The sequence below is a fragment of the Sporosarcina sp. BI001-red genome (assembly GCF_003384035.1).
GTDB lineage: Bacteria > Bacillota > Bacilli > Bacillales_A > Planococcaceae > Sporosarcina.
Genome location: NZ_QQAK01000002.1, coordinates 1 through 24690, shown reverse-complemented (window position 1 = coordinate 24690; position 24690 = coordinate 1). Strand labels below are relative to the sequence as shown.

The window sequence follows — 24690 nt, the reverse complement described above, 5'->3', positions numbered from 1 at the left end:
GGAGGTGGTTTCATAATATAGTGAAGCACTCTTTTTTCGTCCACCTAAAAGAAAGTTCGATGACTACGCTCTTTGCTGCAAAGAATCATTTCAAGTAGAAACGAAAGGGCAAGCATGATTGAATTTAAATAGGCGGTTAAGACATTTTCATCGGTTGGAGATGAAGGATTCATTACAGGTGCAAAGGTGCTGGCATCAACTGGTTATAGACTGCTAACAGATGTTGAGCTTTTGCATCGTGTGAAAAAGGACTACGAAAAATGTTTATTTACTTGAAGGTCCTCTACTATATTATCTTAATACTAACAAACAGCTTATACTTCCTGATCAAGAGGAGTATAAGCTGTTTTTAACTTGGAGATATTTATATATAGAAGTAAAGGGGAATTTGTTGCTAACATCCATAGAAAATAAATGTACAGCTAACGACCAATTACAAAAACAAGAATAGTATTTTAAAAACACCATAACTTTTAGTGTAGATAAGATTTTTTATGAAATCGATCTAATCATTACACACCTTACCGTAGCTATATTTTCAGAAGTTCGATAAAATGAAATAATCGATAAGGGTACAGGAGGAATTGCAGTGGCTGAACAGAAAAAGACATTTTATATTACAACACCGATTTATTACCCAAGTGGTAAATTCCATATCGGTACGGCTTACACAACCGTGGCATCCGATGCAATGGCGCGTTATAAGAGACTCCGGGGATATGACGTACGTTTCTTAACGGGAATGGACGAGCACGGACAAAAGATTCAAGAAAAAGCAGAAGAAGCAGGGCGTCCTCCTCAAGAATACGTTAATGATATTGCGGACTACGCAAAACGTATATGGAAGCTAATGGACATCACGTATGATGACTTCATACAAACAACAGAAGAGCGTCATAAAAATGCGGTCCAGAAGATTTTCCAAAAGTTTCTTGATAATGGCGATATCTATAAAGGGGAATACGAAGGTTGGAAATGTATTCCGTGTGAATCGTATTTCACTGAAGCGCAGCTAATTGATGGAAATTGTCCGGATTGTGGTCGACCGGTAGAACGTGTCGCTGAAGAATCCTATTTCTTTAACATGAAGAAATATTCAGATCGTCTCCTTCAATATTACGAGGACAATCCAGGATTCATAGAACCAGAATCACGTAAAAATGAAATGATCAATAATTTCATTAAACCGGGTCTGGAAGACTTATCCGTATCACGCGTTTCCTTCGACTGGGGCATTAAAGTTCCAGGAGATCCGAAGCATGTCATTTACGTATGGGTGGATGCGTTAACCAATTACATTACGTCACTTGGCTACTTGTCAGATGACGACTCATTATTTAACAAATACTGGCCAGCTGACGTTCAAGTTGTTGGTAAAGATATCGTTCGTTTCCACACGATTTACTGGCCAATTTTCTTGATGGCGTTAGACTTACCACTGCCAAAGAAAGTATTTGCACATGGATTCATCATGATGAAGGATGGTAAAATGTCCAAGTCTAAAGGAAACGTTGTCTATCCAGACATGCTCGTTGAACGGTTTGGTTTGGACGCAACTCGTTACTTCCTATTACGTGAACTTCCGTTTGGTCAAGATGGAACGTTTTCTCCCGAATCATTCGTTGAACGAACGAATTACGATTTAGCGAATGACTTAGGAAACTTGTTGAACCGATCCATTTCGATGATCAACAAATACTTTGACGGTGTTGTGCCTGTGGAACTAGCAGAGCCAACGGAGTTTGACGAGAGTCTTCGTTCTACGATGACGTCTACGGTACAAAAGTATGAAGAGTCTCTAGAAAAAATGCAGTTTAGCATCGTACTTTCAGAGCTATGGGCACTCGTATCCCGTACAAATAAATACATTGATGAAACAACACCATGGGTTCTTGCAAAAGAAGAGACGGATCGCGGAAAGCTTGCCTCTGTTATGGTCCACTTGGCCCAGTCATTGCGCCATATCGCGATCATGTTGCAACCTTTCATGCCCGAGTCACCGAAAAAGATCATACAACAACTCGGATTGGACGATTCGCGATTGGCTTGGGATACGTTAGGCGATTTCAACACCATACCAGAAAACACGAAAGTGATTGAAAAGGGTGTACCGATCTTCCCTAGACTGGATAATGAAGTTGAAATCCAGTACATTAAAGAGCAAATGGCCGTTACGGCTCCTAAAGAAGCAGAAAAAGAAGAACCTAAGGAAGAAAAGTCGGTGGTGGAATCCCCTGAAATTACAATTGATGCATTCAATGCCATCGATTTGAGGATTGCAACGGTAACCGCTTGTGAGAAAATACCGAAAGCGGATAAATTGTTGAAGCTACAAGTTGACCTCGGTTACGAGCAACGTCAAGTTGTTTCAGGCATTGCTGAACATTATGAACCTGCCCAATTAGTGGGACAAAAAGTAATAGTCGTAGCAAACTTGAAACCTGTTAAATTACGTGGGGAATGGTCCCAGGGGATGATTTTAGCGGGTACTTCAGACGGTGTGTTAAAACTTGCAACAGCAGACGCATCTCTTGCAAATGGGTCACGAGTGAAATAATATAGGGCAGCGGCTTTCTTCGGAGAGCCGCTGCTGTCTTTTGTTTGTAACAGTTTTGTAATGAAACTGCGATGTTGGTGTAAAGACAAGGCAGTACACTATAACTTATGTGAGGCGAATGAAATGTTAATAGATACACATGTCCATTTAAATGATGAACAGTATGAACAAGACATAGACCAAGTTATCCAACGAGCGATTGACGCAGGTGTTGAGCGGATGGTAGTCGTTGGATTTGACCGCCCCACCATTACCAGAGCAATGGAGCTTTCTGAAAAACATAGCTTTATATACGCAGTGGTGGGTTGGCATCCAGTTGATGCAATCGATTGTACTGAAGAAGACTTGAAATGGATCGAAGAGTTAGCTGCACATCCAAAAGTTGTGGGAATCGGAGAAACCGGACTCGACTATCATTGGGACAAATCACCGAAAGATATCCAACAAGAACTATTTCGAAAGCAAATACGACTTGCTCAAAAAGTGGAGTTACCGATAATCATTCATAATCGAGATGCCACAGCAGATGTCGTAAAGATCTTACAAGAAGAAGAAGCAGGAATTACGGGTGGCATTATGCACTGCTTTAGCGGAAGTGTAGAAACTGCTAAACAATGCATAGAGATGAACTTCATGATTTCTCTTGGTGGCCCAGTGACCTTCAAAAACGCCAAGATGCCGAAACAAGTTGCAACTGACATACCTCTAGAGTACTTACTTGTCGAAACAGACGCACCGTACCTTGCCCCTCATCCACACCGTGGTAAAAGAAACGAACCTGCATTTGTTGCCCTTGTTGCACAACAAATCGCTGAACTAAAAGGAATATCACTCGAAGAAGTAGCTAAAACTACTACTCAAAACGCAATGAAATTATTTTCCATCAACTGACTTTGTTGCCGGAAGAAGTGCCCTTTCCATGCAAGAAGGGGACTTCCGGCATTTCTATGCGGGAAGGTTAGATCAGTTGACAGCGTGAAATTGAGTCTATATAATCAGCCGAGTGAATAAGGAGGAGAATTTTTCATGACGAAACGAACCATGGGAAACCGATACTTTCAATCATCGAGGATACATAAAATCGTGGCTGGGACTGCAATTCTTGCGATTTTTATTACTGTTCTTTCTCTTGTTGTCTATGAAGGCACGAAGAAGAACGTCACGCTTGGAGCGGGTGGCAAAACAGTGGAATTTAAAACACACGCAAAAACAGTAGGAGATGTACTGGCACAGCGTGATATAGAGATTGGGTCACACGACGCAATCTCACCCTCAGCAACAACGTCCATCAAAGATGGAATGGCGATTGATTGGAAACAGGCGAACCCCGTTGCAATAAATATGAATAACGACTCGACAACAATCTGGACAACAAAATCTACAGTTAAAGAAGTACTGGAAGAAGCTGGAGTTGAACTGGCGGATCATGATTTAGTTGAACCAAGTTTAGATAGTAAAGTTGAGAAGAAAAGTGAAATTACAATCGATAAAGCTTTCCAAGTTACGTTGAAAGACGGAAAGCAGTCTACAAAAGTGTGGTCCACTTCGACTACGGTCGCTGACCTTTTAAAGAACGAAAACATCCAACTAAGTGAATTGGATCGGGTAGAGGGCGACCAGGAGCAATTATTGCTTCCGAAATCTGTTATCTCGATTGTTCGTGTGGAAAAGGTCACCGATGTAGTGGAAGAGACGACGAATTTTGACGTGAAAAAACGTTCTGACAATAGTTTGCTGAAAGGACGAGAAAAAGTGGTCCGAGAAGGTGAAAATGGGAAAGTCAGAAAGAGATTCGAAATCGTCACGGAGAACGGGAAAGAAGTATCACGTAAGCTCATCCGTGAGCACGTTGTCGCACATCCAAAAGCTAAAGTAGTTTCTGTAGGTTCGAAAGTGGCACTTGCGAGTGCGTCACCGAAACCATCTACTGTGAAGACGGCCTCTTCGAGTAAGACGAGTGTTTCACGTGGAAATGGAAGTGAGTCTGGTAAAGTGATGTATATGAATGCAACTGCTTATACAGCACATTGTACGGGGTGTAGTGGAGTTACAGCTACTGGCATTAACTTAAGTGCCAATCCAAGCTTAAAAGTAATTGCAGTAGATCCGAGTATTATTCCGCTCGGTTCAAAAGTATGGGTGGAAGGCTATGGCTACGCAGTTGCAGGGGATACGGGTGGTGCTATTAAAGGCAACCGCATCGACTTGCACGTGCCGAGTGACGCGGCTGCCCGACAGTTCGGTAGACGTCAAGTAAAAGTCAAAGTATTAAACTGATAGCACTACGCACAGTCCATATAATCAGTATCCAACAATCCGCATGGCTAGATTTAAGCCGTGCGGATTGTTGCGGTCATAGACGTATTCTGTACAACAGCTCACGCAGCCGTTAGAATTGAAGAAGAATTGTTTTCAGAAAAGCATCTGTCTGAAACAGGAACCAAAAGCACGTATGATCATACCTTGCAGGAAAGAGGAATACAGTGGATATAAAAGAAGTCATTGTAGTCGAAGGGAAGTCCGACACGATTGCCATACAACGGGCGACTGGCGCAGACACAATTGAAACTAACGGCTCAGCGGTCGGTCAGGAAGCACTTATTAAAATTCGTCACGCTCAACAAACACGTGGCGTTATCGTTTTTACGGATCCCGACTATCCCGGAAGAAGAATTCGGGCAATCATTGAACAACAAATTCCAGATGTCAAACACGCGTTCTTAACGAGAGATCGCGCGATTGCGAAAAATGGAAAGAAAGTTGGAATCGAGCACGCTACGGATGAAGACATTCGCAATGCCCTTCAAGCCGTCTATACAGTCGATACAACTACAATAGAAGAAACACCACGCGATCTACTAATTGAAGCACGATTAATTGGGCATCCTGAAGCTAAAAAACGACGTGATCGATTGAGTGAACTCTTACAAATTGGTCAAGTGAATGGCAAGGGATTACAAAAACGGCTTACCATGTTTCGGATTAGTGAAGCTACACTCATGCAGGCGTTATTAACGATAGACGAGGAGGAACAAGAATGGTGAAAGACATCGCAACCCCTGGGCGAACAAAAGAAATACTGGAGAAACACGGTTTTTCCTTTAAAAAGAGTTTAGGGCAGAACTTTTTGATTGACCCCAATATATTAAAAAATATCATTTATCATGCCGGTATTGATAAGAAATCTGGAGTCATCGAAATCGGACCAGGAATTGGAGCACTGACAGAACACATCGCTCGTGCTGCAGGAAAAGTAGTTGCATACGAAATTGACGATCGTTTGTTGCCGGTTTTAGAGGACACGCTGTCACCCTACTCTAATGTATTAGTCATTCATCAAGACATACTCGACGTCGATTTGAATGCAGCAATCGAAGAACATTTCTCGGATGTTGACGAAGTGACTGTGGTCGCAAACCTCCCTTACTACGTGACAACGCCGATTATTATGAAGTTTTTGATGGGCAAAGTCCCGATTGAGCGAATGGTTATCATGATGCAACACGAAGTTGCAGATCGTATTACTGCCGTTCCGGGGACAAAAGCGTATGGGTCCCTTTCCATTGCAATTCAGTATTATATGGATGCGGAAGTCGCGATGATTGTCCCAAGAACTGTCTTTATGCCACAACCGAATGTGGAGTCAGCTGTCCTTCGATTGTCTAGAAAAACAGAACCGCCAGCTTCGGTTATCGATGAAGAGTTTCTTTTTAAAGTGGCAAGAGGATCGTTCGTCCAGCGACGGAAAACCATTTTAAACAACTTACAAACTTCTCTCCCTCAAGGGAAAGCAAAGAAGGAAGCAATCCTAGAAGCGCTTGCTAAAGCAGGCATCGATCCGATTAGAAGGGGAGAGACGCTCTCCATCGAGGAATTTGCAAACCTGTCGAATGTTCTGTATGAAGAGTTTGGAAGAAGCGAAAAATAAGACATCTTATAGTTATGACTATTTTAAGAAAAAAAGAATGTCGAAAGATGAAAACTTTCTACAAAAGGATTGACAAAGCGGAATTAAACCTGTTAAAATTTAAATTTTAATTGACAGAACTTTTTAACTGTGTTATGATTGTATACAGTGAGGTGGAAGCGACGTGCCAAAAACATTAGCGGACATTAAAAAGTCATTGGATGCCCACTTAGGAAAACGTCTGCACCTTCGTGCAAACGGCGGTCGTAAAAAAACGATCGAAAGAGCTGGAATCCTTCGTGACACGTATCGTGCAGTATTTGTAGTGGAACTTGATCAGGACGAAAATGCTTTTGAACGGGTATCATACAGCTATGCGGATATTTTAACTGAAGCAGTTGAAATAACGATACTGGACGGTGGAGACACCACAGCGTTTGAGATTAAATAGCACTTTTATCATTTTTGATTTATTTTTAAACAAAACACCTTCCAACTTTCGTTTGAAAGTTGGAAGGTGTTTTTTTGTAGTTAATGTTCATACTACACGTGTCAGCCAAGAAGGAGGAAACCTAAATGGCGAGAAGAAACGGCGTAATGTCTGAGCAATTAAAAGAAGAAATTGCAAAAGAACTTGGATTTTACGATGTAGTTCAACGTGAAGGTTGGGGCGGCATCAAATCGCGAGATGCCGGAAATATGGTAAAACGCGCAATTGAGATGGCAGGACAAGGAATGGCGGATAAAGACAGACCGCAATAATGTTCAGTCAACCCTGTATGACCCAAATCCAACGAATGGCTGACAAAACGGGCTGTTGCTACGCACACTGTGTGCTGTGCACAGCTCTTTTTTTGTTTCTACATGGTTTTTTTATCGAATCTAGGCAATTTTATAACCGCCTATGGTAAAATAGTGAGCAATGAAGTTTGAATGGAGGCAGCCAGATGAGTATGATATCTGAAAAAGCGCCAGCTAAAATAAATTTAACGCTCGATGTCCTACAAAAACGTCCGGACGGTTTTCATGAAGTTGAAATGATTATGACGACAGTAGACCTGGCAGATCGTATTTGGCTAAAACCTTTAGATCGTGGCATTACTATCCACTCTTCGGAACGGTTTGTACCGAATGATAGACGTAATTTGGCTTGGCAGGCAGCGGACATTTTACGCAAGAAATTCGATATCCGAAGTGGTGTTGAAATCACTCTCGACAAAAACGTTCCGGTAGCAGCGGGCTTGGCAGGGGGTAGTTCTGATGCAGCCGCGACTTTGCGAGGATTGAATAGAATGTGGAACCTTGGACTTTCGTTGGACGAGCTAGCAGTGCTCGGCGCAAGTATTGGTTCGGACATTCCGTTTTGTGTGTATGGTGGAACGGCTCTTGCTTCCGGTCGTGGAGAGCAAATCCAACACTTATCTGTTCCACCAAATTGTTGGGTGGTCCTAGCGAAGCCTCCTATATCAGTGTCGACTGCGGACATTTATGGTGGTTTGGATATCCAAAGTATCGAACATCCTGACACAGCTGGCATGATGAATGCACTCGCTTCATCCGACTATGAAACGTTGTGCAAGAAGGTAGGAAATGCATTGGAACCAGTCACAATGCGTCTTCATCCTCAAGTGAGCGTATTGAAAGAACAAATGTTGAAGTTTGGAGCGGACACAGTACTGATGAGTGGAAGTGGTCCAACAGTGTTCGGACTCGTGCAACATGAATCCCAAGTGGCACGAATTTATAACGGACTGAAAGGATTCTGTCCAGAAGTATATGCTGTCCGGATGATGGGAGAGCGTAACAATCTTGCTTGAAAACGGACAATTGTGGTAGTCTGAACTTATAATATTCGGGTTTTAGGAGTTGTTGGACATGAAGTGGAAGAGGAGTGAACGTCTCGTTGAGATGACACGCCATCTGTTGGAGAACCCTCACCAACTCATCCCGCTAACGGTTTTTGCAGAACGTTTTCAGGCAGCAAAATCATCAATCAGTGAAGACCTGACGATTATTAAAGAGACATTTGAAGAAAGCGGAACCGGTAAACTAATGACAGTTTCTGGAGCCGCCGGCGGTGTGAAATATATTCCGCTAGTGTCTGATCGAGCGGTGCGAGAGGTGATCGCACAAATGATTGAAGAATTGAGTCACTCAGACCGGTTATTGCCGGGAGGATACTTATATATGACTGATTTACTCGGCAACCCACAACTGATGGATAAGGTGGGAAGAGTGTTTGCATCGGCTTTTGCAGATCACGGCATTGATGTTATTATGACAGTAGCAACGAAGGGGATCCCAATTGCCCAAGCAATTGCCCGTCATTTGAATGTTCCTGTCGTGATAGTAAGACGAGATAGTAAAGTGACAGAAGGATCGACCGTGAGTATTAATTATGTTTCCGGATCGACACGGAGAATCCAAACGATGGTCTTGTCCAAGCGCAGTATGAAGAGCGGACAGCGGGTCTTAGTGACGGATGACTTCATGAAAGCCGGAGGAACGATGCTCGGCATGCGCCATCTAGTTGAAGAATTTGATTGTGAATTGGCCGGTGCTGCCGTACTTGTTGAGTCTGAACACACAGAAGAGGTCCTTATCGAGAACTATCGTTCACTCGTGAAGTTATGTAAAGTGAATGAGCGAGATCGAACAATCGAATTGGAAGATGGAAACTACTTTTTGGAAGGTGGAGATGAAAGATGAACTATGTAGCGACTGAACAAGCACCGAAAGCGATTGGACCCTATGCACAAGCAGTAAAAGTAAATGGGTTGGTTTACACGTCTGGACAAATCCCGCTAAACACAGACGGAGAAGTTGCCGGCGCGACAATAGAAGAACAGACAAACCAAGTTTTTGAAAACTTGAAAGCAGTTCTTGCAGAGGCAAAGTCATCTCTAAATCAAGTAGTCAAAGCTACGGTTTTCATTAAAGACATGAATGAGTTCGGGGCACTTAACGAAGTATATGCAAAGCATTTCGGAGATCACACACCAGCTCGTTCAACAGTGGAAGTGGCACGTCTTCCGAAAGACGTGAAAGTTGAGATTGAAGTGGTCGCGGTTGCGGCGGAGTAACATTAGGCGTTCCCTTAAGGGGGACGTTTTTTGTAATCAAGGGAATTTTAAATAATCGGAAAAATTTAAATTTACATAAAGGAATCTTGAAAGTTTTGTAGAATGTGTACTGCATACAGTTTTCGAGAAAGGGGAATGGGAACGAGTATGCAAGTTACTAATGTTCGCTTACGAAAGATTGAAACCAATGGAAGAATGCGCGCAATCGCTTCTATTACATTTGACGAGGAATTTGTTGTGCATGACATACGGATTATTGAAGGAAATGATGGTCTTTTTGTAGCAATGCCAAGCAAACGAACGCCAGATGGTGAGTTTCGTGACGTGGCACACCCTATCAATCCAACATCACGAACAAAAATCCAAGATGCCGTTTTAGAAGCTTATTTTTCAGAAGAAAAAGAACCTGTTTTAGAAGAAGTAACTGTATGAAAGAAATATGTCGATGAATTGTCACAGAGCCGCTGCTATTTTGAGCAGCGGCTCTTTACATGCGATTTCTATCAATATCGTATAGAAAAAAGACATCAATAATAGAATAATGACATCGACTTGTCAAGTAGGAATAGTTGAAAAATCCCACCCACTCAGCTATAGTCATATATGAAAATATAGATGGGGGACGGCTCATGACACATACATATGCAATTGTTTTGGCGGCTGGTCAAGGCACACGCATGAAATCCAATTTATATAAAGTGCTTCACCCAGTCTGCGGTAAACCTATGGTTGAACACGTAATTGACCATGTAAAAGGTATTGGGGCAGATCGAGTAGTAACAATCGTTGGACATGGGGCCGAACTCGTTGAAGAGACGCTGGGTCAAAAAAGTGAATACGTCCTTCAAGCAGAACAACTAGGAACAGCACATGCAGTTCAGCAAGCAGAAACGCTTCTAGGTGAATTGGAAGGGACAACACTCGTTATTTGTGGGGATACACCGCTTATCCGATCTGAAACAATGGATGCACTAGTTCGCAAGCACAAAGAGCTTGGGGCAAAAGCGACTATTCTCACTGCAATTGCGGATAATCCTACTGGATACGGTAGAATTATACGTGGAGAACAAGGCGAAGTGCTTCGCAATGTGGAACAAAAGGATGCAACGCCTGTAGAACAAGCAGTCACTGAAATCAACACAGGGACGTATTGTTTCGATAACCGTGCCCTTTTTGAAGCGCTAAAAAAAGTGAAGAACGATAATGCACAAGGTGAATACTACTTACCGGATGTAATGGGTATCCTTCAATCTGAAGGAGCGCTAATCGGAGCGCATGTATCAGATGATTTCAGCGAGACACTTGGAGTCAATGATCGAGTTGTACTTGCGCAAGCGGAGAATGTCATGCGTCATCGTATTGCTGAAAAGCACATGCGAAATGGAGTGACTATCATTGCTCCTGAAACTACCGTCATTAGTTCAGATGCTGTCATTGGTCGTGATACGGTCCTTCAACCTGGAACAATTATTGAAGGTCGTAGTAAGATTGGTGAAGAATGTACGATTGGACCCAATAGCCACATTATAGACAGTGAAGTAAGTAATCGGACATCGATTCATTCATCCGTAGTCAAGTCAAGCAAAATTGGATCGGATACGACGGTTGGTCCGTTCGCCCATATCCGTCCAGACACAGATCTCGGGGATCATGTGAAAGTCGGTAATTTTGTCGAGATTAAGAAATCAACATTTGGTCGGGGAAGTAAAGTTTCCCACCTTAGCTATATTGGGGATGCTGAAGTAGGTTCTGCCGTCAATATTGGCTGTGGCTCTATTACAGTAAACTACGATGGTAAAAATAAGTTCAAAACAACAATTGAAGATGAAGCATTCATCGGTTGTAACTCGAATTTAGTAGCACCAGTCAAAGTAGGGAAAGGCTCCTACGTCGCTGCTGGTTCAACTGTCACTAAAGATGTACCGGAAAACGCTCTTGCAATAGCACGTGCTCGCCAAGAGAACAAAGAAGGATATGCAACGAAACTAAACTCTAAACGATAAAACAGGAGGTCCATCATGGGCAATCAGTATCCGAATCACAAACTTAAACTTTTTACTTTAAACGCAAACGAACCTTTAGCAAAAGAGGTAGCTGAGGTTATCGGTAGACCACTTGGTGAATGCTCTGTAAAACGTTTTAGTGATGGGGAAGTTCAAATTAACATCGAAGAAAGTATCCGTGGCTGCGATGTATTCGTCATTCAGTCGACATCGAATCCCGTCAATGACAACCTAATGGAACTCCTAATTATGATCGACGCATTGCGCAGAGCATCTGCTCGTACGATCAACGTCGTTATGCCTTACTACGGCTATGCGCGTCAAGACCGTAAAGCCCGTTCTCGTGAGCCAATTACAGCAAAACTCGTTGCAAACTTGCTTGAAAAAGCTGGAGCGGATCGCGTAATTGCAATGGATCTTCATGCGCCACAAATCCAAGGCTTCTTCGACATCCCGATTGATCACTTGGTTGCGGTACCTTTGCTTTCTGATTACTTCAAGAACCAAGGATTCAAAGGTGACGATATCGTTATCGTATCCCCAGACCATGGTGGAGTGACACGAGCTCGTAAGATGGCGGATCGTCTGAAAGCTCCGATTGCAATTATCGACAAGCGTCGTCCAAAGCCAAATGTCAGTGAAGTCATGAACATTGTCGGGCAGGTAGATGGTAAAATCGCAATTCTAATCGATGACATCATTGACACAGCGGGTACAATCACTGCGGGTGCAAAAGCCATTATCGAAAGTGGAGCGACAGAAGTCTATGCATGTTGTACACACCCAGTATTATCTGGACCAGCTATTCAACGCATTAATGACTCACAGATTAAAGAATTGGTAATCACGAATACTATTGAACTTCCGGAAGACAAAAATTCACCCAAAATCAAGCAGCTATCCGTTGCAAAACTTATGGGAGATGCGATTGTTCGCGTATTTGAAGAGAAGTCAGTGAGCACATTATTCGACTGAGCCGGCACCAAAGATGACTATGATTGCGCGTGAAATGTTTTGGAACGTCTGGTAGCGGGTATTTACTATGTAAGAAAACTTTATTTAAAAAGGGGACTAAACATATGAGTACAGCATTACAGTCAGAAAAACGAGAAACAGCACCACAATCAGCATTGCGTCAATTACGCCAAGAAGGAAAAGTTCCTTCCGTCGTATACGGTTTTAAAACAGATTCAACTTCCATCACTGTTGAAGAACGTGACCTTATTAAAATTATTCAAGAACATGGTCGTAATGGGGCGTTTAAATTAGATGTGGGTGGAAAAAAAGTGGACGTTATGCTGAGTGATTATCAGGCAGACGTATTAACAGGAAAAGTCGAGCACGCAGACTTTTTATCAATCAATATGTCTGAAGAGCTCGAAGTAGACGTTACAATTCACTTAACGGGAGAGTCCGTTGGGGAAAAAGCTGGCGGCGTTGTTCAACAGCCACTTTGGGAAGTGAAAGTGAAAGCGAAGCCTTCTGATATTCCAGAGCACATCAATGTAGATGTATCTAAATTAGATGTTGGTGAAGCGATTCAAATTTCAGACTTACGCGCAGGCGCGAAGTATGAAATCCTGAACGAAGATGAAGAAACAGTCGTCCTCATTTCTGCCCCACGGACAGAAGAGGAACTAGAAGCACTTGATGAAGAGACTGCTAGTCAAACTGTAGAACCTGAAGTTGTAAACGAGAAAGACGGAGACAAGGAATAATCACAAAGAGCGCACGGCACCCCGTGCGCTTGTTTTTTCGTTTGCTGATTTTTTTCAAAGAAAGTGAGTAATTAGATGAAAATGATAATTGGGCTCGGAAATCCGGGCAAACAATATACATCAACCCGTCATAATGTCGGGTTCCAAGCAATCGACTTGTTAGCAGAACAACTGAACGCACCCACAATGCAAACGAAGTTCAATGGAATGATTACCACTGTGCATATAGGAACAGAAAAAGTCATGCTCGTAAAACCATTAACCTATATGAACCTGTCCGGTGAATGTGTGCGTCCTCTTATGGACTATTACGAAGTGAACGATGACGAGATTGTCGTTATTTATGATGATCTGGATCTCACACCGGGTAAGCTACGCCTTCGCGAAAAAGGTGGCGCTGGTGGTCATAACGGTATGAAGTCATTGATTGCCCATTTAGGAACTAACGAATTCAATAGGATTCGCATTGGTGTGGGTAGACCTGATGGACCTATGAGTGTCGCGGATTATGTATTAGGTGCATTCAGCAAAGACGAACAGCCGATGATTCAAGAAGCTGTGGAAAGAAGCGCGTCTGCTTGTCGTGCATGGAAAGAACGACCTTTTCTTGAGATTATGAACGAATATAACGGGGCTTAAGCATAAGTCCGCCCATACCTGCCTATACTTGTACAAAAAGAGAGGCGGTCTGATGGGTGATTTCTTATCGCTGTAAACATTGCCAAACAGAGATTGGTTCAATTCCGTTCGCATCCGTCGAGGAAACGATCCGTGAATTACTAAAGGCTGACGAAACAAACCAGGAGCGCTTTGTCGAAGTGACTCATCAAGGAGGACTCGAAGTTCGTTGTATTTGCGAACAGTGCGAGTGTTCGATGCATGCGTCTCCGAATTACTACACAGTAGATAAGTGGCTTCAATAAGAAGCCTGGCTTTGGCACCTTTTGCGGGTGTGCAAAGCTTTTTGTGCTTATCCATTTCATGGAGAAAGGGACGGATTCGAATGGATTCACTACTAAGCTACTACAAAACAACTTCAGAAGTTGAGCGGTTGACGAGCGAACTGAAACAAGGACACGACCGGCAATTGCTAACGGGACTAACGGGTGGTGCGAAGACGCTCCTTTTCCAAACACTGCAACAAGAAACCAGCTGTCCAATGCTCATTGTCTCGCCGAATATGTTGCAAGCGCAGCGTACATACGAAGATCTTGTTAAGCTGTTAGGCGAAAATTACGTCCATTTATATCCAGCAGAGGAGCTAGTCGCTGCAGATTTTGCTTTTGCCAGCTTCGAACTCCGTGCTGGACGTATCGATACACTGAATCATTTGGCAAAACATGCAGAGGGTATTTATATCACGCCTGTTGCAGGGTTGAAAAAAATTGTTCCTACCAAGGAAAGATGGGAAAGCAGTACATTATCTGCTGCGATTGGGGACTCAATTGAAACAAGTGATTGGCTCCAGCGCCTGATGAGTATGGGATATACTCGTCAGGACATGGTGACAGCACCGGGCGAATTTGCTTTGCGCGGTGGCATTTTGGATGTCTATCCACTCACAACGGAAGATCCTGTACGGATTGAGCTGTTTGATACAGATATCGATTCTATACGAACGTTTTCGGCTGAAGATCAGCGCTCTACAGGAAAACTAGATCAGCTGACACTCTTACCTGCAACCGAGTTCACTTGGTCTGCAGAAGATCTCCAGCAGATTGCAGACAAGCTTGAAGGCGCTCTTTCTAAAAGTTTGAAGAAAGTGAAAGACGAGCTCGTAAAAGAGAACTTATTGCTTTCAATATCAGGAGATATCGAACTGATGAGGGCTGGTGTGCAGCCGGAGCATATGGTGAAGTACGCCGGGTTTGCAGGAGACCAAGTAGCAGAGCTAGGTAGCTATTTTCCGGAAAATGCACTTGTCGTATTTGATGAAATCAATCGCATACAAGAAACAGCAGCAACTCTTGAAAAGGATGAAGAAGAATGGCGCATGTCGTTATTGGAAGAAGGAAAGATTGTCCATGATGCTAAGCTATCTGTTTCATTTATCGAAGCCCATGCTGCGTTGAATACCAAAATGATTTACATGTCGTTATTCACAAGAAGTTTGCCCGGAATTACGGTGAAGGAAATCATCTCGTATTCATGCAAACCCATGCAGCAGTTCCACGGTCAAATGAATCTGTTGAAATCCGAAATGGAACGTTGGCAGCACAGCAAGTTCAATGTATTCATCCTTGCAGAAGGGAAGGAACGTGTGGATCAGGTTCACTCTATTTTGCAAGACTATGATATTGATGCGACAGAGAACGGAGCTGCGACAAAAGAAGGCATGATCACTGTAGTAGATGGCAGTCTGCACGCAGGCTTTGAACTTCCACTGCACCGTCTTGCCGCTATTACGGACGGAGAACTTTTTAAAGGGAAACCGAAGCGTAAGACACGTCCACAAAAGGCATCGAATGCTGAACGAATTAAGAATTACTCGGAAATCCAACCTGGTGATTACATCGTTCACGTCAATCATGGTATAGGTAAGTACTATGGAGTCGTCACATTAGAAGTCAGCGGAATCAGTAAAGACTATCTTGATATTCGGTACCGCGGCGAAGACAAGCTGTTTGTCCCTGCGGATCAAATCGACTTAATCCAAAAGTATGTTGCCTCTGGTGATAAGGAGCCGAAACTTCATAAACTAGGCGGAGCCGAGTGGAAGAAGACGAAAACAAAAGTTACTGCTGCGGTAAAAGATATTGCAGATGACCTTATTAAGCTTTACGCAGAACGTGAAGCTCAAAAAGGCTATGCGTTTTCTGAGGATGATGATCTTCAGCATTCGTTTGAAAATGCGTTTCCTTATGAGGAAACGGAAGATCAGCTCCGCTCGATTGTGGAAGTGAAGCAAGATATGGAAAAGGAACGGCCAATGGATCGGCTGTTGTGTGGAGACGTTGGCTATGGAAAAACGGAAGTTGCGATTCGAGCTGCTTTCAAAGCAGTTTCAGACGGCAAACAAGTTGCATTCCTAGTACCGACAACCATTTTAGCGCAGCAGCACTATGAGACTATGAAGGCAAGATTCGCAGACTTTCCATTAGAAGTATCATTGTTAAATCGCTTCCGTTCCAAGAAACAGCAAACGGAAACGAAAAAGGGACTGAAAAATGGAACGATCGACGTTGTCGTAGGAACGCATCGATTGCTATCTAAAGATGTAACCTATCAAGATCTGGGACTGCTAATTGTCGATGAAGAGCAGCGTTTCGGTGTCACACATAAAGAAAAACTGAAACAGCTGAAGACGAATGTCGATGTCTTAACGTTAACCGCAACACCTATTCCGCGGACATTGCACATGTCGATGATCGGGGTGCGGGATCTTTCCATCATTGAAACCCCACCAGCGAATCGTTTTCCTGTACAAACGTATGTCATGGAAAATAACCTCGCACTCACACGTGAAGCGATAGAACGTGAGATGTCTCGAGGAGGACAGGTTTTCTACCTGTATAACCGAGTGGAAGATATGGCGAAGAAGGTCGATGAAATACGTCAGCTTGTTCCTGAAGCTCGTGTCGGATTTGCCCATGGTCAAATGGGGGAAGCGGCTTTGGAAGAAGTCATTCTTAGTTTCATAGAGGGTGAATACGACGTTCTCGTCACAACAACGATTATAGAAACGGGAATGGATATCCCGAATGTGAATACCTTGCTTGTACACAATGCAGATCGAATGGGACTCTCCCAGTTGTATCAGCTAAGAGGGCGCGTTGGACGTTCGAATCGCGTGGCGTACGCGTATTTCCTATATGAACGCGACAAAGTGCTAACGGAAGTTGCGGAAAACCGACTGCAAGCGATAAAAGAGTTCACGGAACTGGGTTCAGGTTTTAAAATTGCTATGCGTGATTTGTCCATTCGAGGGGCAGGAAATTTACTTGGATCCCAACAACACGGATTCATCGACTCTGTCGGGTTTGACTTGTACTCTCAAATGTTGCAAGACGCGGTTGAGGAGAAACAAACGGGTATTTCTAAAGAGGACCGCCCAGATCTGGAAATTTCACTCCCAATCAACGCCTATTTACCGGATACCTTTATTAATGATGGGTATCAGAAAATCCAGATGTACAAACGTGTCAAAGCAATTGAAGCAGAAGAAGATTTTAACGAACTGTGGGATGAAATGACAGACCGCTTTGGGGACCTTCCATTTGAAGCTGAATTACTGCTTCGTGTCGGTCGAATAAAGGCTTGGGGGAAAGCCGCAGGCGTTGTTTCCATTAAGAAACGGCAAACCGTCATCGAGATACGATTCTCACCTGAAGGAACTGCACTAATAGATGGAGCGAGACTTGTGTCAGAAACGTTGAGTTTCGGGCGTGCCGTAGGTTTCACGATGGACAATGGAAGCTTACTTATTACAATCGATGATCGGCAACTTGGAAAACAAACTGAATTTGATATACTTGAGGCGATTATGCGTCTTTTACAAGGTGCATCGAAAAAAATAAAGGAAGTGGATGTCGGATAGAGCCACCTCTGCATAAAATGCCCATGTATGAACCATACTGAAACCGTAGCGCGGATTTCATATGGAAAGTGAGGCATCATGCATGAAGGCAACCGGTATCGTCCGCAGAATCGATGACTTAGGAAGAGTGGTCATCCCGAAAGAGATTAGACGTACACTTCGGATACGTGAAGGAGATCCACTTGAAATTTTTACGGACCGTGATGGGGAAGTGATTTTGAAGAAGTACTCCCCAATTTCAGAGCTCGGCCAGTTTGCGGTAGAATATGCAGAAACCCTTTATCAAACACTCGGTACTCCGGCACTCATAAGTGATCGGGATGAAGTGATCGCTGTAGCGGGACTTGCGAAAAAAGACTACATGAATCGCCAAATCTCCGCAGATGCAGAAGAGATGTTAACCAAACGTACAATGATCACTGAAAAGATGGAGAAAACCGTTGAATGGGTTCCTGGGCAAACAGAACACGTAAAATCGTATTGTGTTACGCCGATTGTAGTGAACGGTGATACGATTGGTGCCATTTACCTTCTTTCGAAAGTCCATTTTATTGGTGAAGCGGAACAGAAAACAGCAGAAACCGCGGCACTTTTTTTGGCAAAACAAATGGAACAGTAATGCACCTGCACAACCTGAGAATATCGGGATGTGCAGGTTTTTTTGTGCGTATATTGTCATGCTGTCGTTTCAAGCTTCGAATGGTATAATAGACAGCATCTACAAGACGAAAGAGGATTCAGTATGGCCGCATCGGAATGGAATATGAAGACATTCATGAAAGGGGCCTCGATCTTAACGATATCTGCACTGATTGTAAAGTTACTTGGGGCTGTCTATCGTGTACCCTTTCAAAATCTTGTCGGAGACAAAGGATTTTATATTTATCAACAAGTGTATCCTTTTATCGGGATTTTCATCATCTGGACAACGTATGGAGCGGCAGTAGCAATTTCCAAGTTACTGGCAAGTACGCAACTTCCTGAAGAACGTCGTGCCATTTTAAAATTATCTTTTGTATATTTAGGTGTGCTAAGTATTATCGCTTTCGTCTCTCTCTTCTCAGGAGCGTCCCTAATCGCCTCTCTCATGGGAGACTCTGAATTAGCACCCTTGTTACGGACCGGTGCATATGTACTGCTCGTCATGCCATTTCTCGCTGTATTTAAAGGAACCTTCCAATCACGTGGAGAAATGATACCAATCGCTGTTTCTGGTGTGGGTGAGCAGGGGATACGTGTTGCGGTTATATTAATCGGTACTTGGATAGCGGTTCAATCAGGTGCTTCGTTATACGAAACTGGAACCATAGCTGTCTGGGGAGCCGTCGTCGGGCAGACGGCGGGTGTCGTGTTACTTGTGTTATGGAGCCGTAAAACACGGAGAGGACCTGTTGTAGCTATCGACAAAAGAAGAGTAATTAAGGAACTCACACGGGTCAGTTTAAGCATCAGTGCGAGTTCACTTATTTTACTGCTATATCAGATGGCGGATGCGTTTACGATCTTGAATTTATTGACAAGCTCCGGTGTACATGAAGAAGTCGCAATGACGGGAAAAGGGGTTTACGACCGGGGACAACCGCTTGTACAGCTCGGCAGTCTAATTGCAACAACGCTTGCAATGGCAATTGTTCCGCTCATAGCACACCATACTGTGAAATCGGGAGGGCGCAATGCCTGGGGGTTTGTTCAACTGACGTACCGTGTAGCCATTTTGTTTGGTTGGGCAGCGGCTGTTGGACTTGCTTTATTAATACCTCAAGTGAATGTGTTGCTGTTTGAAACGAACGAAGGATCATTCGCACTTGCTGTTTATTGTGTACAGATCTTCTGGCTGTCGCTAATCTTACCATTATGTGCAATCTTGCAAGGTGCAGGTTCCGGTAAAGTCCCAGCGATGCTACTCCTCGGTGGACTCGGGGTGAAAATTGTCGCGAACGTCTTGCTTGTTCCACCTTATGGAATAACAGGCGCCGCATTTGCTGGCAACATGGGCTTTGCAGTAACAGCAGCGGGATTGCTCATCTACTTTAAAAGGGCTTGGCCGAATCGGCTTGCCCCCCGACGTTTTTACGGGTGGATTTTACTTGCAACGGGTGCAATGATTGTTGTTGTCGAGTTGTGGTTAACTATAAGTAACACGTTCACCCAGGACACTGGCTCAAGGTCAGTGGCAGCACTGTCTGCGTTTCCTGCAGTGGTGTTAGGCGCACTCGTGTTCCTTATCATTGTTATGAAGACACGCATCCTGGCAGAAAAGGATTGGTACTTACTACCATTCGGAAGAAGATTGGCACGTATACAATTATTACTGACGAAAAAGAGAAGGTGATGGCATGTATCCAATTACAATTGTAGGACTAGGTTCAGGTGAACTGGATCAGCTGTCCGTTGGAGTTTATCGGAAACTTAAAGCTGCTCAGACACTGATTGTCCGCACAGATCAGCATCCAGCGGTGGATGAATTGAAATCTGAAGGCGTTCAAATGACGAGTTTTGACAGTGTGTATGAATCCCAAGACGCGTTTGAAGCGGTTTATGATGAAATCGTAGAGCGATTATTGAAGATGGCGGAAGAAAAGGCAATCACGTATGCAGTACCTGGTCATCCGCTCGTTGCTGAGCGAACGGTTCAATTGCTCATTGAGCGGGAGAAGGCGGGGCAGGCTGTACTCGACATTGCAGGAGGGAATAGCTTCCTAGATCCGATATTTGCTGCACTCAGAATTGATCCTATTGAAGGGTTTCAACTAGTAGACGGTACTGAATTACGTCCAGACGATGTGCAAATGCGTCAGCACGTACTGATCGGCCAAGTATATGACGCTTTTGTTGCATCGGATGTGAAGTTAACGTTACTGGAGAAGTATGCAGTGGATCATCCGGTCACGATTGTGACGGCTGCAGGGACCTCAGCTGAAGAAGTGCGTACCGTGCCACTTGTTGAACTGGACCGGGAAACGCGTATAGATAATTTAACGACGGTTTACGTACCGCCTGTTGTCGAGCAGACAGAGCGTTTGAAAGAATGGCAGACATTCCGCGAGATTATTGCAAAACTGCGGAGTCCTGAAGGGTGTCCGTGGGACCGTGAGCAGACGCATGAATCGTTGAAGCGGTATATGATTGAAGAAGCACATGAAGTGTTGGACGCCATTGACCGTGAAGATGATAACGATATAGTTGAAGAACTTGGCGATGTGTTGTTGCAAGTATTCTTACATGCCCAAATTGGTGAGGATGATGGATACTTCACAATGGAGGACATCTTGCAAGCAGTTGGCGACAAAATGATTCGCAGGCATCCGCACGTATTTGGAGAAATTGAAGTCGCGGATTCTGATGAAGTCTTGAAAAACTGGCAAGACATTAAGAGTGAAGAGAAACCGAAGAGGGATTCATTGCTTGACGGACAAGCGTTGTCCAGTTCGTCACTTTTGACGTCCTTCAACTTCCAAAAAGCTGCAGCGCGAGTCGGGTTTGACTGGCCGGATGTTGCGGGGGCGTTCGATAAGTTCGAAGAAGAATGGCAAGAATTCAAAGACGAGGTGGCAAATGGAACCCAGGATTCACGGACAGATGAGCTGGGAGATGTCTTTTTCACACTTGTGAACATCGCGCGATTTTTAAAATTGTCACCCGAGGAAGCGATGCAACACGCCAATCAGAAATTCAATACTCGTTTTTCTTATATTGAACGTTCTGTATCAGCAGGTCGTGGTTCGTTTGATAATTATACAGTGGATGAACTCGAAGAATTTTGGCAACAAGCAAAGCGTAAAGGAGGAAACTAGGATGAGACTTGATAAATTTTTAAAAGTGTCACGGTTAATTAAACGTAGAACTCTTGCGAAACAAGTAGCTGACCAAGGTCGGATTACAATTGATGGAAAAGTAGCAAAAGCATCATCAGACGTTGCACCGGGGAATGAACTTGCAATCCGCTTCGGCCAAAAGATCGTTACGGTTAAGGTGAACGAGTTGAAGGCATCTACGAAAAAAGAAGATGCTACGATGATGTATGCAATTATAAAAGAAGAAAAACTTGAAAAAGTGGATCCGGAGTTTGTGGATGACCAAGACTGATTAAACATGACAGGAAACTTCCTGTCATGTTTTTTGTTGCCTGTGCATAGGATGGCAGTGTACAAATCAGACAGGGGGACAGACTATGCAAATTCAAACTGAAAGCCCAGCTTACACAATTCCATCCGGTGATCACGTCGTGACCATGCGGAACCGTAAACGAATGGATCTTACATCTGTTAAAACAATCGACCGGTTTGACCAAGAAGAGTTCTTAGTCCGCACGTCGCAAGGAATGCTTACCATTAAAGGAGAAGAATTACGCATCGTTCACTTGGATGTGGACAAGGGACTTCTCACACTCGAAGGCACCGTTGCCACGCTTCAGTACGATGAAGAAGAGACGGGTTCACGTAATTTCCTCCATAAATTGTTCGGATGAGCATATCCGCGCAGTTTGTGAGCTTGCTTGCAATGATGGGAACAGGAATCATCGCAGGTGCATTCATGGATATGCTTGGTACGGGTATTGCCAATACAGGGAAGGCCTCCATTATTCGCAGAAGAGCGATTTGGCTTGAAACATTTGGATGGTTACTTGCGGGATGCTTCGCATTTGCTGTATTGTTCTTTTTTCGAGATGGGGCGTGGCGGATGTACGACCCGCTGGCCCAGCTATCAGGGTTATTGTTGTATGCGACAGTATTCCACAGACCTTTTAGACTCTTAGGGAGAATTATTATTGCCTTGCTCATCCGTCCAGTCCTATTAGTTTTTCAGATAATATTCTGGTTCATCAGATATGTATTCCGAGTGATTCGTGCACTTATTTTGCTCCTATCCCAGCCCTTTCGATTCATCTATCATAGATTCTTCAGATATCACTTCAAAAAAAACCCAAAGTAAGGTATACTATATAATTAAGATATCTGTAAAATTGTAATTGAGGGGATGTGCAGGAGATGGAGCAAAAGGCTAGGAAGTTCACTTCCTCATCGGTTGCATCAATTGAAACTGAATATGTCCGCTCCATGCAACGAAAAGAGGACTGGCGACGCAAGCAAAAGAAGCGGCTTAAAGTGAAGCTACTTATTTTTGCAATAATTATTGTGGTCACATTCGGGGGCATTGCGAGCTACAATCACCAGCAGAAAAAAATGTTGGCCTCAAAACAACAAGAAAAACAGGAACTGATCGAACAGCTTGCGGTAAAAACTAGTGAACAGGAACAACTGAAGAATCAGTTGTTGAAACTGGATGACGAAGAGTACATTGCCAAGCTCGCACGTAAGGAATACTTCGTTTCGAACAAGAACGAAATCATCTTCTCTCTTCCAGAAGGGAAGAAAAAATTAAACAAAAAAGACGACGGAAAAGAGTAGTCTTATTGACACTCTTTTTTTGTTGGATATAATGAAAGTAGGAATCTTGCGCAGGCAAGACCCGTAAAAACGGTTGCTAGGCTTCCGAAATGGGAGCCCGCTTAAATACTAAGGAGGAGCATTTTTTTTATGTCAATTGAAGTAGGCAGCAAGTTAGAGGGTAAAGTGACAGGGATTACAAATTTTGGGGCATTCGTTGAATTGCCGACCGGCGTAACAGGACTCGTCCACATCAGTGAAGTGGCAGATAACTACGTCAAAGATATTAATGACCATTTAAAAGTCGGCGACATGGTAGAAGTGAAAGTCATGAACGTCGGTTCTGATGGCAAGATTGGTTTGTCGATCCGGAAAGCAAAACCGGAATCGGAACAACGGCCGCAGCGCCCGCAGCGACCGTCACGCCCTCGTCAGGGAGCGGGACGTCCTCCAGAGCGTCCTGAGAATTTCGAAACGAAAATGGCGAAATTCATGAAGGAAAGTGAAGAAAATCTAACGACACTTAAGCGAGCAACTGAGTCGAAACGCGGAGGTCGCGGAGCGCGTAGAGGCTAAAAACGCTTTATAACGGTTGGAAACGACCCTGTTAAGCTGTTTCAATGCAGGAAAAAATGTTTTATAGATAAAAGCTGAGGATGTGCGTCGCGCATACTCAGCTTTTTTGTTGTGTTAAAAAGAGGAATACTGAATCTGACTGAGGTTCCAGTAGTGCGCATTTTTAATAGCTGATGCAATGGATTCTTGCTGAAAAACAAGCGAAGCGCTACCAATTAGTCTTTTATGGCAGTTGGATTGTGTCTTGTTATCAAGAAATTCAGTATCATATCGCGGAAATTCATAGAAGTGATTGGGAAACTCACGATTGTGATGAATAATTCCTTCTTAGTGTCAGAAGATGTAAATTAACTGATTGGGAACGCGAATCGGTACATAGGAGGGGCTTTATAAGTGGAAAGGTGAATTTATGAGCACATTCGGAGATTTATGAGCAGTTACGGAAAGCTTATGAGCACATTCGGAGATTTATGAGCGTTACGGGGAGTTTATGAGCACAATCCGAGATTTATGAGCGTTATGGAGAGCTTATGAGCACAATCCGAGATTTATGAGTCAAGTCCTAAGTATTGTGTAAATTCCTGGATTTGTTTTCAGCGCATAAGTTCAGATGGTTATAAACTCTACCTGGCGGTCATCGATTCGACTGCTCGCAACTTTACATGGAGGGGCGGGCATGATAGGCTCGGCCGAAAAAGCCAACCTTATGTGCTGGATTTCCTGGCTTGGGAGTCATGCCCGCAGAGGCTCCGTGTCAAGTTGCTTAGGTTGTCAGACGGCTTACGATTTCTTTTCCGTAAATAGTTTCCTGTTCCAATTGGCATTGGTTTTGGTATAGCTCATCAATGTTGCGCCAATGAGGCGGAAGGCGGACTGGGTGTTTGGGAAGATACCGATCACCTTCTCGCGTCTGCGGATTTCC

Annotated in this window: 26 protein-coding genes; 25 read left to right on the top strand and 1 reads right to left on the bottom strand. The window is 43.7% G+C overall.

Annotation, left to right across the window (positions count from 1 at the left end; translation table 11 throughout):
- Window positions 1–589 precede the first annotated feature (589 nt).
- From metG to DVB69_RS00470, 25 genes are all read left to right on the top strand, one after another.
- Entirely contained in the window at window positions 590–2557 is a 1968-nt protein-coding gene (gene metG, locus DVB69_RS00590) for a methionine--tRNA ligase (protein WP_116015538.1), read from the top strand.
- Between the two features lie 123 nt (window positions 2558–2680).
- Complete coding sequence (locus DVB69_RS00585) at window positions 2681–3448, top strand: TatD family hydrolase (RefSeq protein ID WP_116015536.1); 768 nt, start codon at window positions 2681–2683, stop codon at window positions 3446–3448.
- 135 nt (window positions 3449–3583) lie between these two features.
- Window positions 3584–4834, top strand: coding sequence for a resuscitation-promoting factor (locus DVB69_RS00580; RefSeq protein WP_116015534.1), 1251 nt, complete (start codon window positions 3584–3586; stop codon window positions 4832–4834).
- Window positions 4835–5040: 206 nt separating this feature from the next.
- Window positions 5041–5601 carry a ribonuclease M5 gene (gene rnmV / locus DVB69_RS00575; RefSeq protein ID WP_116015532.1) on the top strand — a complete coding sequence of 187 codons (561 nt, stop codon included), beginning with the start codon at window positions 5041–5043 and terminating at the stop codon, window positions 5599–5601.
- Window positions 5595–6485, top strand: coding sequence for a 16S rRNA (adenine(1518)-N(6)/adenine(1519)-N(6))-dimethyltransferase RsmA (gene rsmA / locus DVB69_RS00570; protein WP_116015530.1), 891 nt, complete (start codon window positions 5595–5597; stop codon window positions 6483–6485). Before rnmV ends, rsmA begins: the two co-directional genes overlap by 7 nt.
- A gap of 163 nt (window positions 6486–6648) precedes the next feature.
- Complete coding sequence (veg, locus tag DVB69_RS00565; RefSeq protein WP_025783693.1) at window positions 6649–6915, top strand: biofilm formation stimulator Veg; 267 nt, start codon at window positions 6649–6651, stop codon at window positions 6913–6915.
- A 125-nt stretch (window positions 6916–7040) separates the two neighbouring features.
- Window positions 7041–7226 (top strand): small, acid-soluble spore protein, alpha/beta type, encoded by a 186-nt coding sequence (locus DVB69_RS00560; RefSeq protein ID WP_025783695.1) that lies wholly within the window; start codon window positions 7041–7043, stop codon window positions 7224–7226.
- 191 nt (window positions 7227–7417) lie between these two features.
- On the top strand, window positions 7418–8281 hold the full coding sequence (gene ispE, locus DVB69_RS00555) for a 4-(cytidine 5'-diphospho)-2-C-methyl-D-erythritol kinase (protein ID WP_116015622.1): 864 nt from the start codon (window positions 7418–7420) through the stop codon (window positions 8279–8281).
- Window positions 8282–8339: 58 nt separating this feature from the next.
- A complete protein-coding gene (purR, locus tag DVB69_RS00550) occupies window positions 8340–9173 on the top strand; it encodes a pur operon repressor (protein WP_116015528.1) in 834 nt (277 codons plus the stop codon).
- Window positions 9170–9547, top strand: coding sequence for a RidA family protein (locus tag DVB69_RS00545; protein ID WP_116015526.1), 378 nt, complete (start codon window positions 9170–9172; stop codon window positions 9545–9547). Before purR ends, DVB69_RS00545 begins: the two co-directional genes overlap by 4 nt.
- A gap of 147 nt (window positions 9548–9694) precedes the next feature.
- The gene (gene spoVG / locus DVB69_RS00540) at window positions 9695–9979 is read left to right on the top strand and encodes a septation regulator SpoVG (protein ID WP_116015524.1); all 285 of its coding nucleotides are present in this window, start codon (window positions 9695–9697) and stop codon (window positions 9977–9979) included.
- A 197-nt stretch (window positions 9980–10176) separates the two neighbouring features.
- Window positions 10177–11550: a bifunctional UDP-N-acetylglucosamine diphosphorylase/glucosamine-1-phosphate N-acetyltransferase GlmU gene (glmU, locus tag DVB69_RS00535; RefSeq protein ID WP_116015522.1), complete on the top strand. Its 1374-nt coding sequence runs from the start codon at window positions 10177–10179 to the stop codon at window positions 11548–11550.
- Window positions 11551–11565: 15 nt separating this feature from the next.
- The gene (locus DVB69_RS00530) at window positions 11566–12525 is read left to right on the top strand and encodes a ribose-phosphate diphosphokinase (protein ID WP_116015520.1); all 960 of its coding nucleotides are present in this window, start codon (window positions 11566–11568) and stop codon (window positions 12523–12525) included.
- Between the two features lie 104 nt (window positions 12526–12629).
- Window positions 12630–13268, top strand: coding sequence for a 50S ribosomal protein L25/general stress protein Ctc (locus DVB69_RS00525; protein ID WP_116015518.1), 639 nt, complete (start codon window positions 12630–12632; stop codon window positions 13266–13268).
- Window positions 13269–13343: 75 nt separating this feature from the next.
- Window positions 13344–13907 carry an aminoacyl-tRNA hydrolase gene (gene pth / locus DVB69_RS00520; RefSeq protein ID WP_116015516.1) on the top strand — a complete coding sequence of 188 codons (564 nt, stop codon included), beginning with the start codon at window positions 13344–13346 and terminating at the stop codon, window positions 13905–13907.
- A gap of 56 nt (window positions 13908–13963) precedes the next feature.
- Window positions 13964–14191, top strand: coding sequence for an anti-sigma-F factor Fin (locus DVB69_RS00515; RefSeq protein ID WP_116015514.1), 228 nt, complete (start codon window positions 13964–13966; stop codon window positions 14189–14191).
- 80 nt (window positions 14192–14271) lie between these two features.
- Entirely contained in the window at window positions 14272–17805 is a 3534-nt protein-coding gene (gene mfd, locus DVB69_RS00510; protein ID WP_116015512.1) for a transcription-repair coupling factor, read from the top strand.
- Between the two features lie 82 nt (window positions 17806–17887).
- Window positions 17888–18424, top strand: a complete 537-nt coding sequence (gene spoVT / locus DVB69_RS00505; protein WP_116015510.1) for a stage V sporulation protein T — start codon at window positions 17888–17890, stop codon at window positions 18422–18424.
- Between the two features lie 123 nt (window positions 18425–18547).
- Window positions 18548–20137, top strand: a complete 1590-nt coding sequence (locus tag DVB69_RS00500) for a putative polysaccharide biosynthesis protein (protein ID WP_116015508.1) — start codon at window positions 18548–18550, stop codon at window positions 20135–20137.
- 4 nt (window positions 20138–20141) lie between these two features.
- Window positions 20142–21599, top strand: coding sequence for a bifunctional methyltransferase/pyrophosphohydrolase YabN (yabN, locus tag DVB69_RS00495; protein WP_116015506.1), 1458 nt, complete (start codon window positions 20142–20144; stop codon window positions 21597–21599).
- Between the two features lies 1 nt (window position 21600).
- Window positions 21601–21891, top strand: coding sequence for an RNA-binding S4 domain-containing protein (locus DVB69_RS00490; protein ID WP_116015504.1), 291 nt, complete (start codon window positions 21601–21603; stop codon window positions 21889–21891).
- An 85-nt stretch (window positions 21892–21976) separates the two neighbouring features.
- Entirely contained in the window at window positions 21977–22273 is a 297-nt protein-coding gene (gene yabP, locus DVB69_RS00485) for a sporulation protein YabP (RefSeq protein ID WP_116015502.1), read from the top strand.
- Complete coding sequence (gene yabQ / locus DVB69_RS00480) at window positions 22270–22737, top strand: spore cortex biosynthesis protein YabQ (RefSeq protein WP_116015500.1); 468 nt, start codon at window positions 22270–22272, stop codon at window positions 22735–22737. Before yabP ends, yabQ begins: the two co-directional genes overlap by 4 nt.
- Window positions 22738–22793: 56 nt before the next feature.
- A complete protein-coding gene (locus DVB69_RS00475; protein ID WP_116015498.1) occupies window positions 22794–23213 on the top strand; it encodes an FtsB family cell division protein in 420 nt (139 codons plus the stop codon).
- A 129-nt stretch (window positions 23214–23342) separates the two neighbouring features.
- Window positions 23343–23768: a S1 domain-containing RNA-binding protein gene (locus DVB69_RS00470; protein WP_116015496.1), complete on the top strand. Its 426-nt coding sequence runs from the start codon at window positions 23343–23345 to the stop codon at window positions 23766–23768.
- A gap of 780 nt (window positions 23769–24548) precedes the next feature.
- Here the strand turns inward: DVB69_RS00470 and DVB69_RS00465 are convergent.
- The coding region (locus DVB69_RS00465) for a transposase (RefSeq protein ID WP_199562779.1) at window positions 24549–24690 on the bottom strand (142 nt) is incomplete at its 5' end.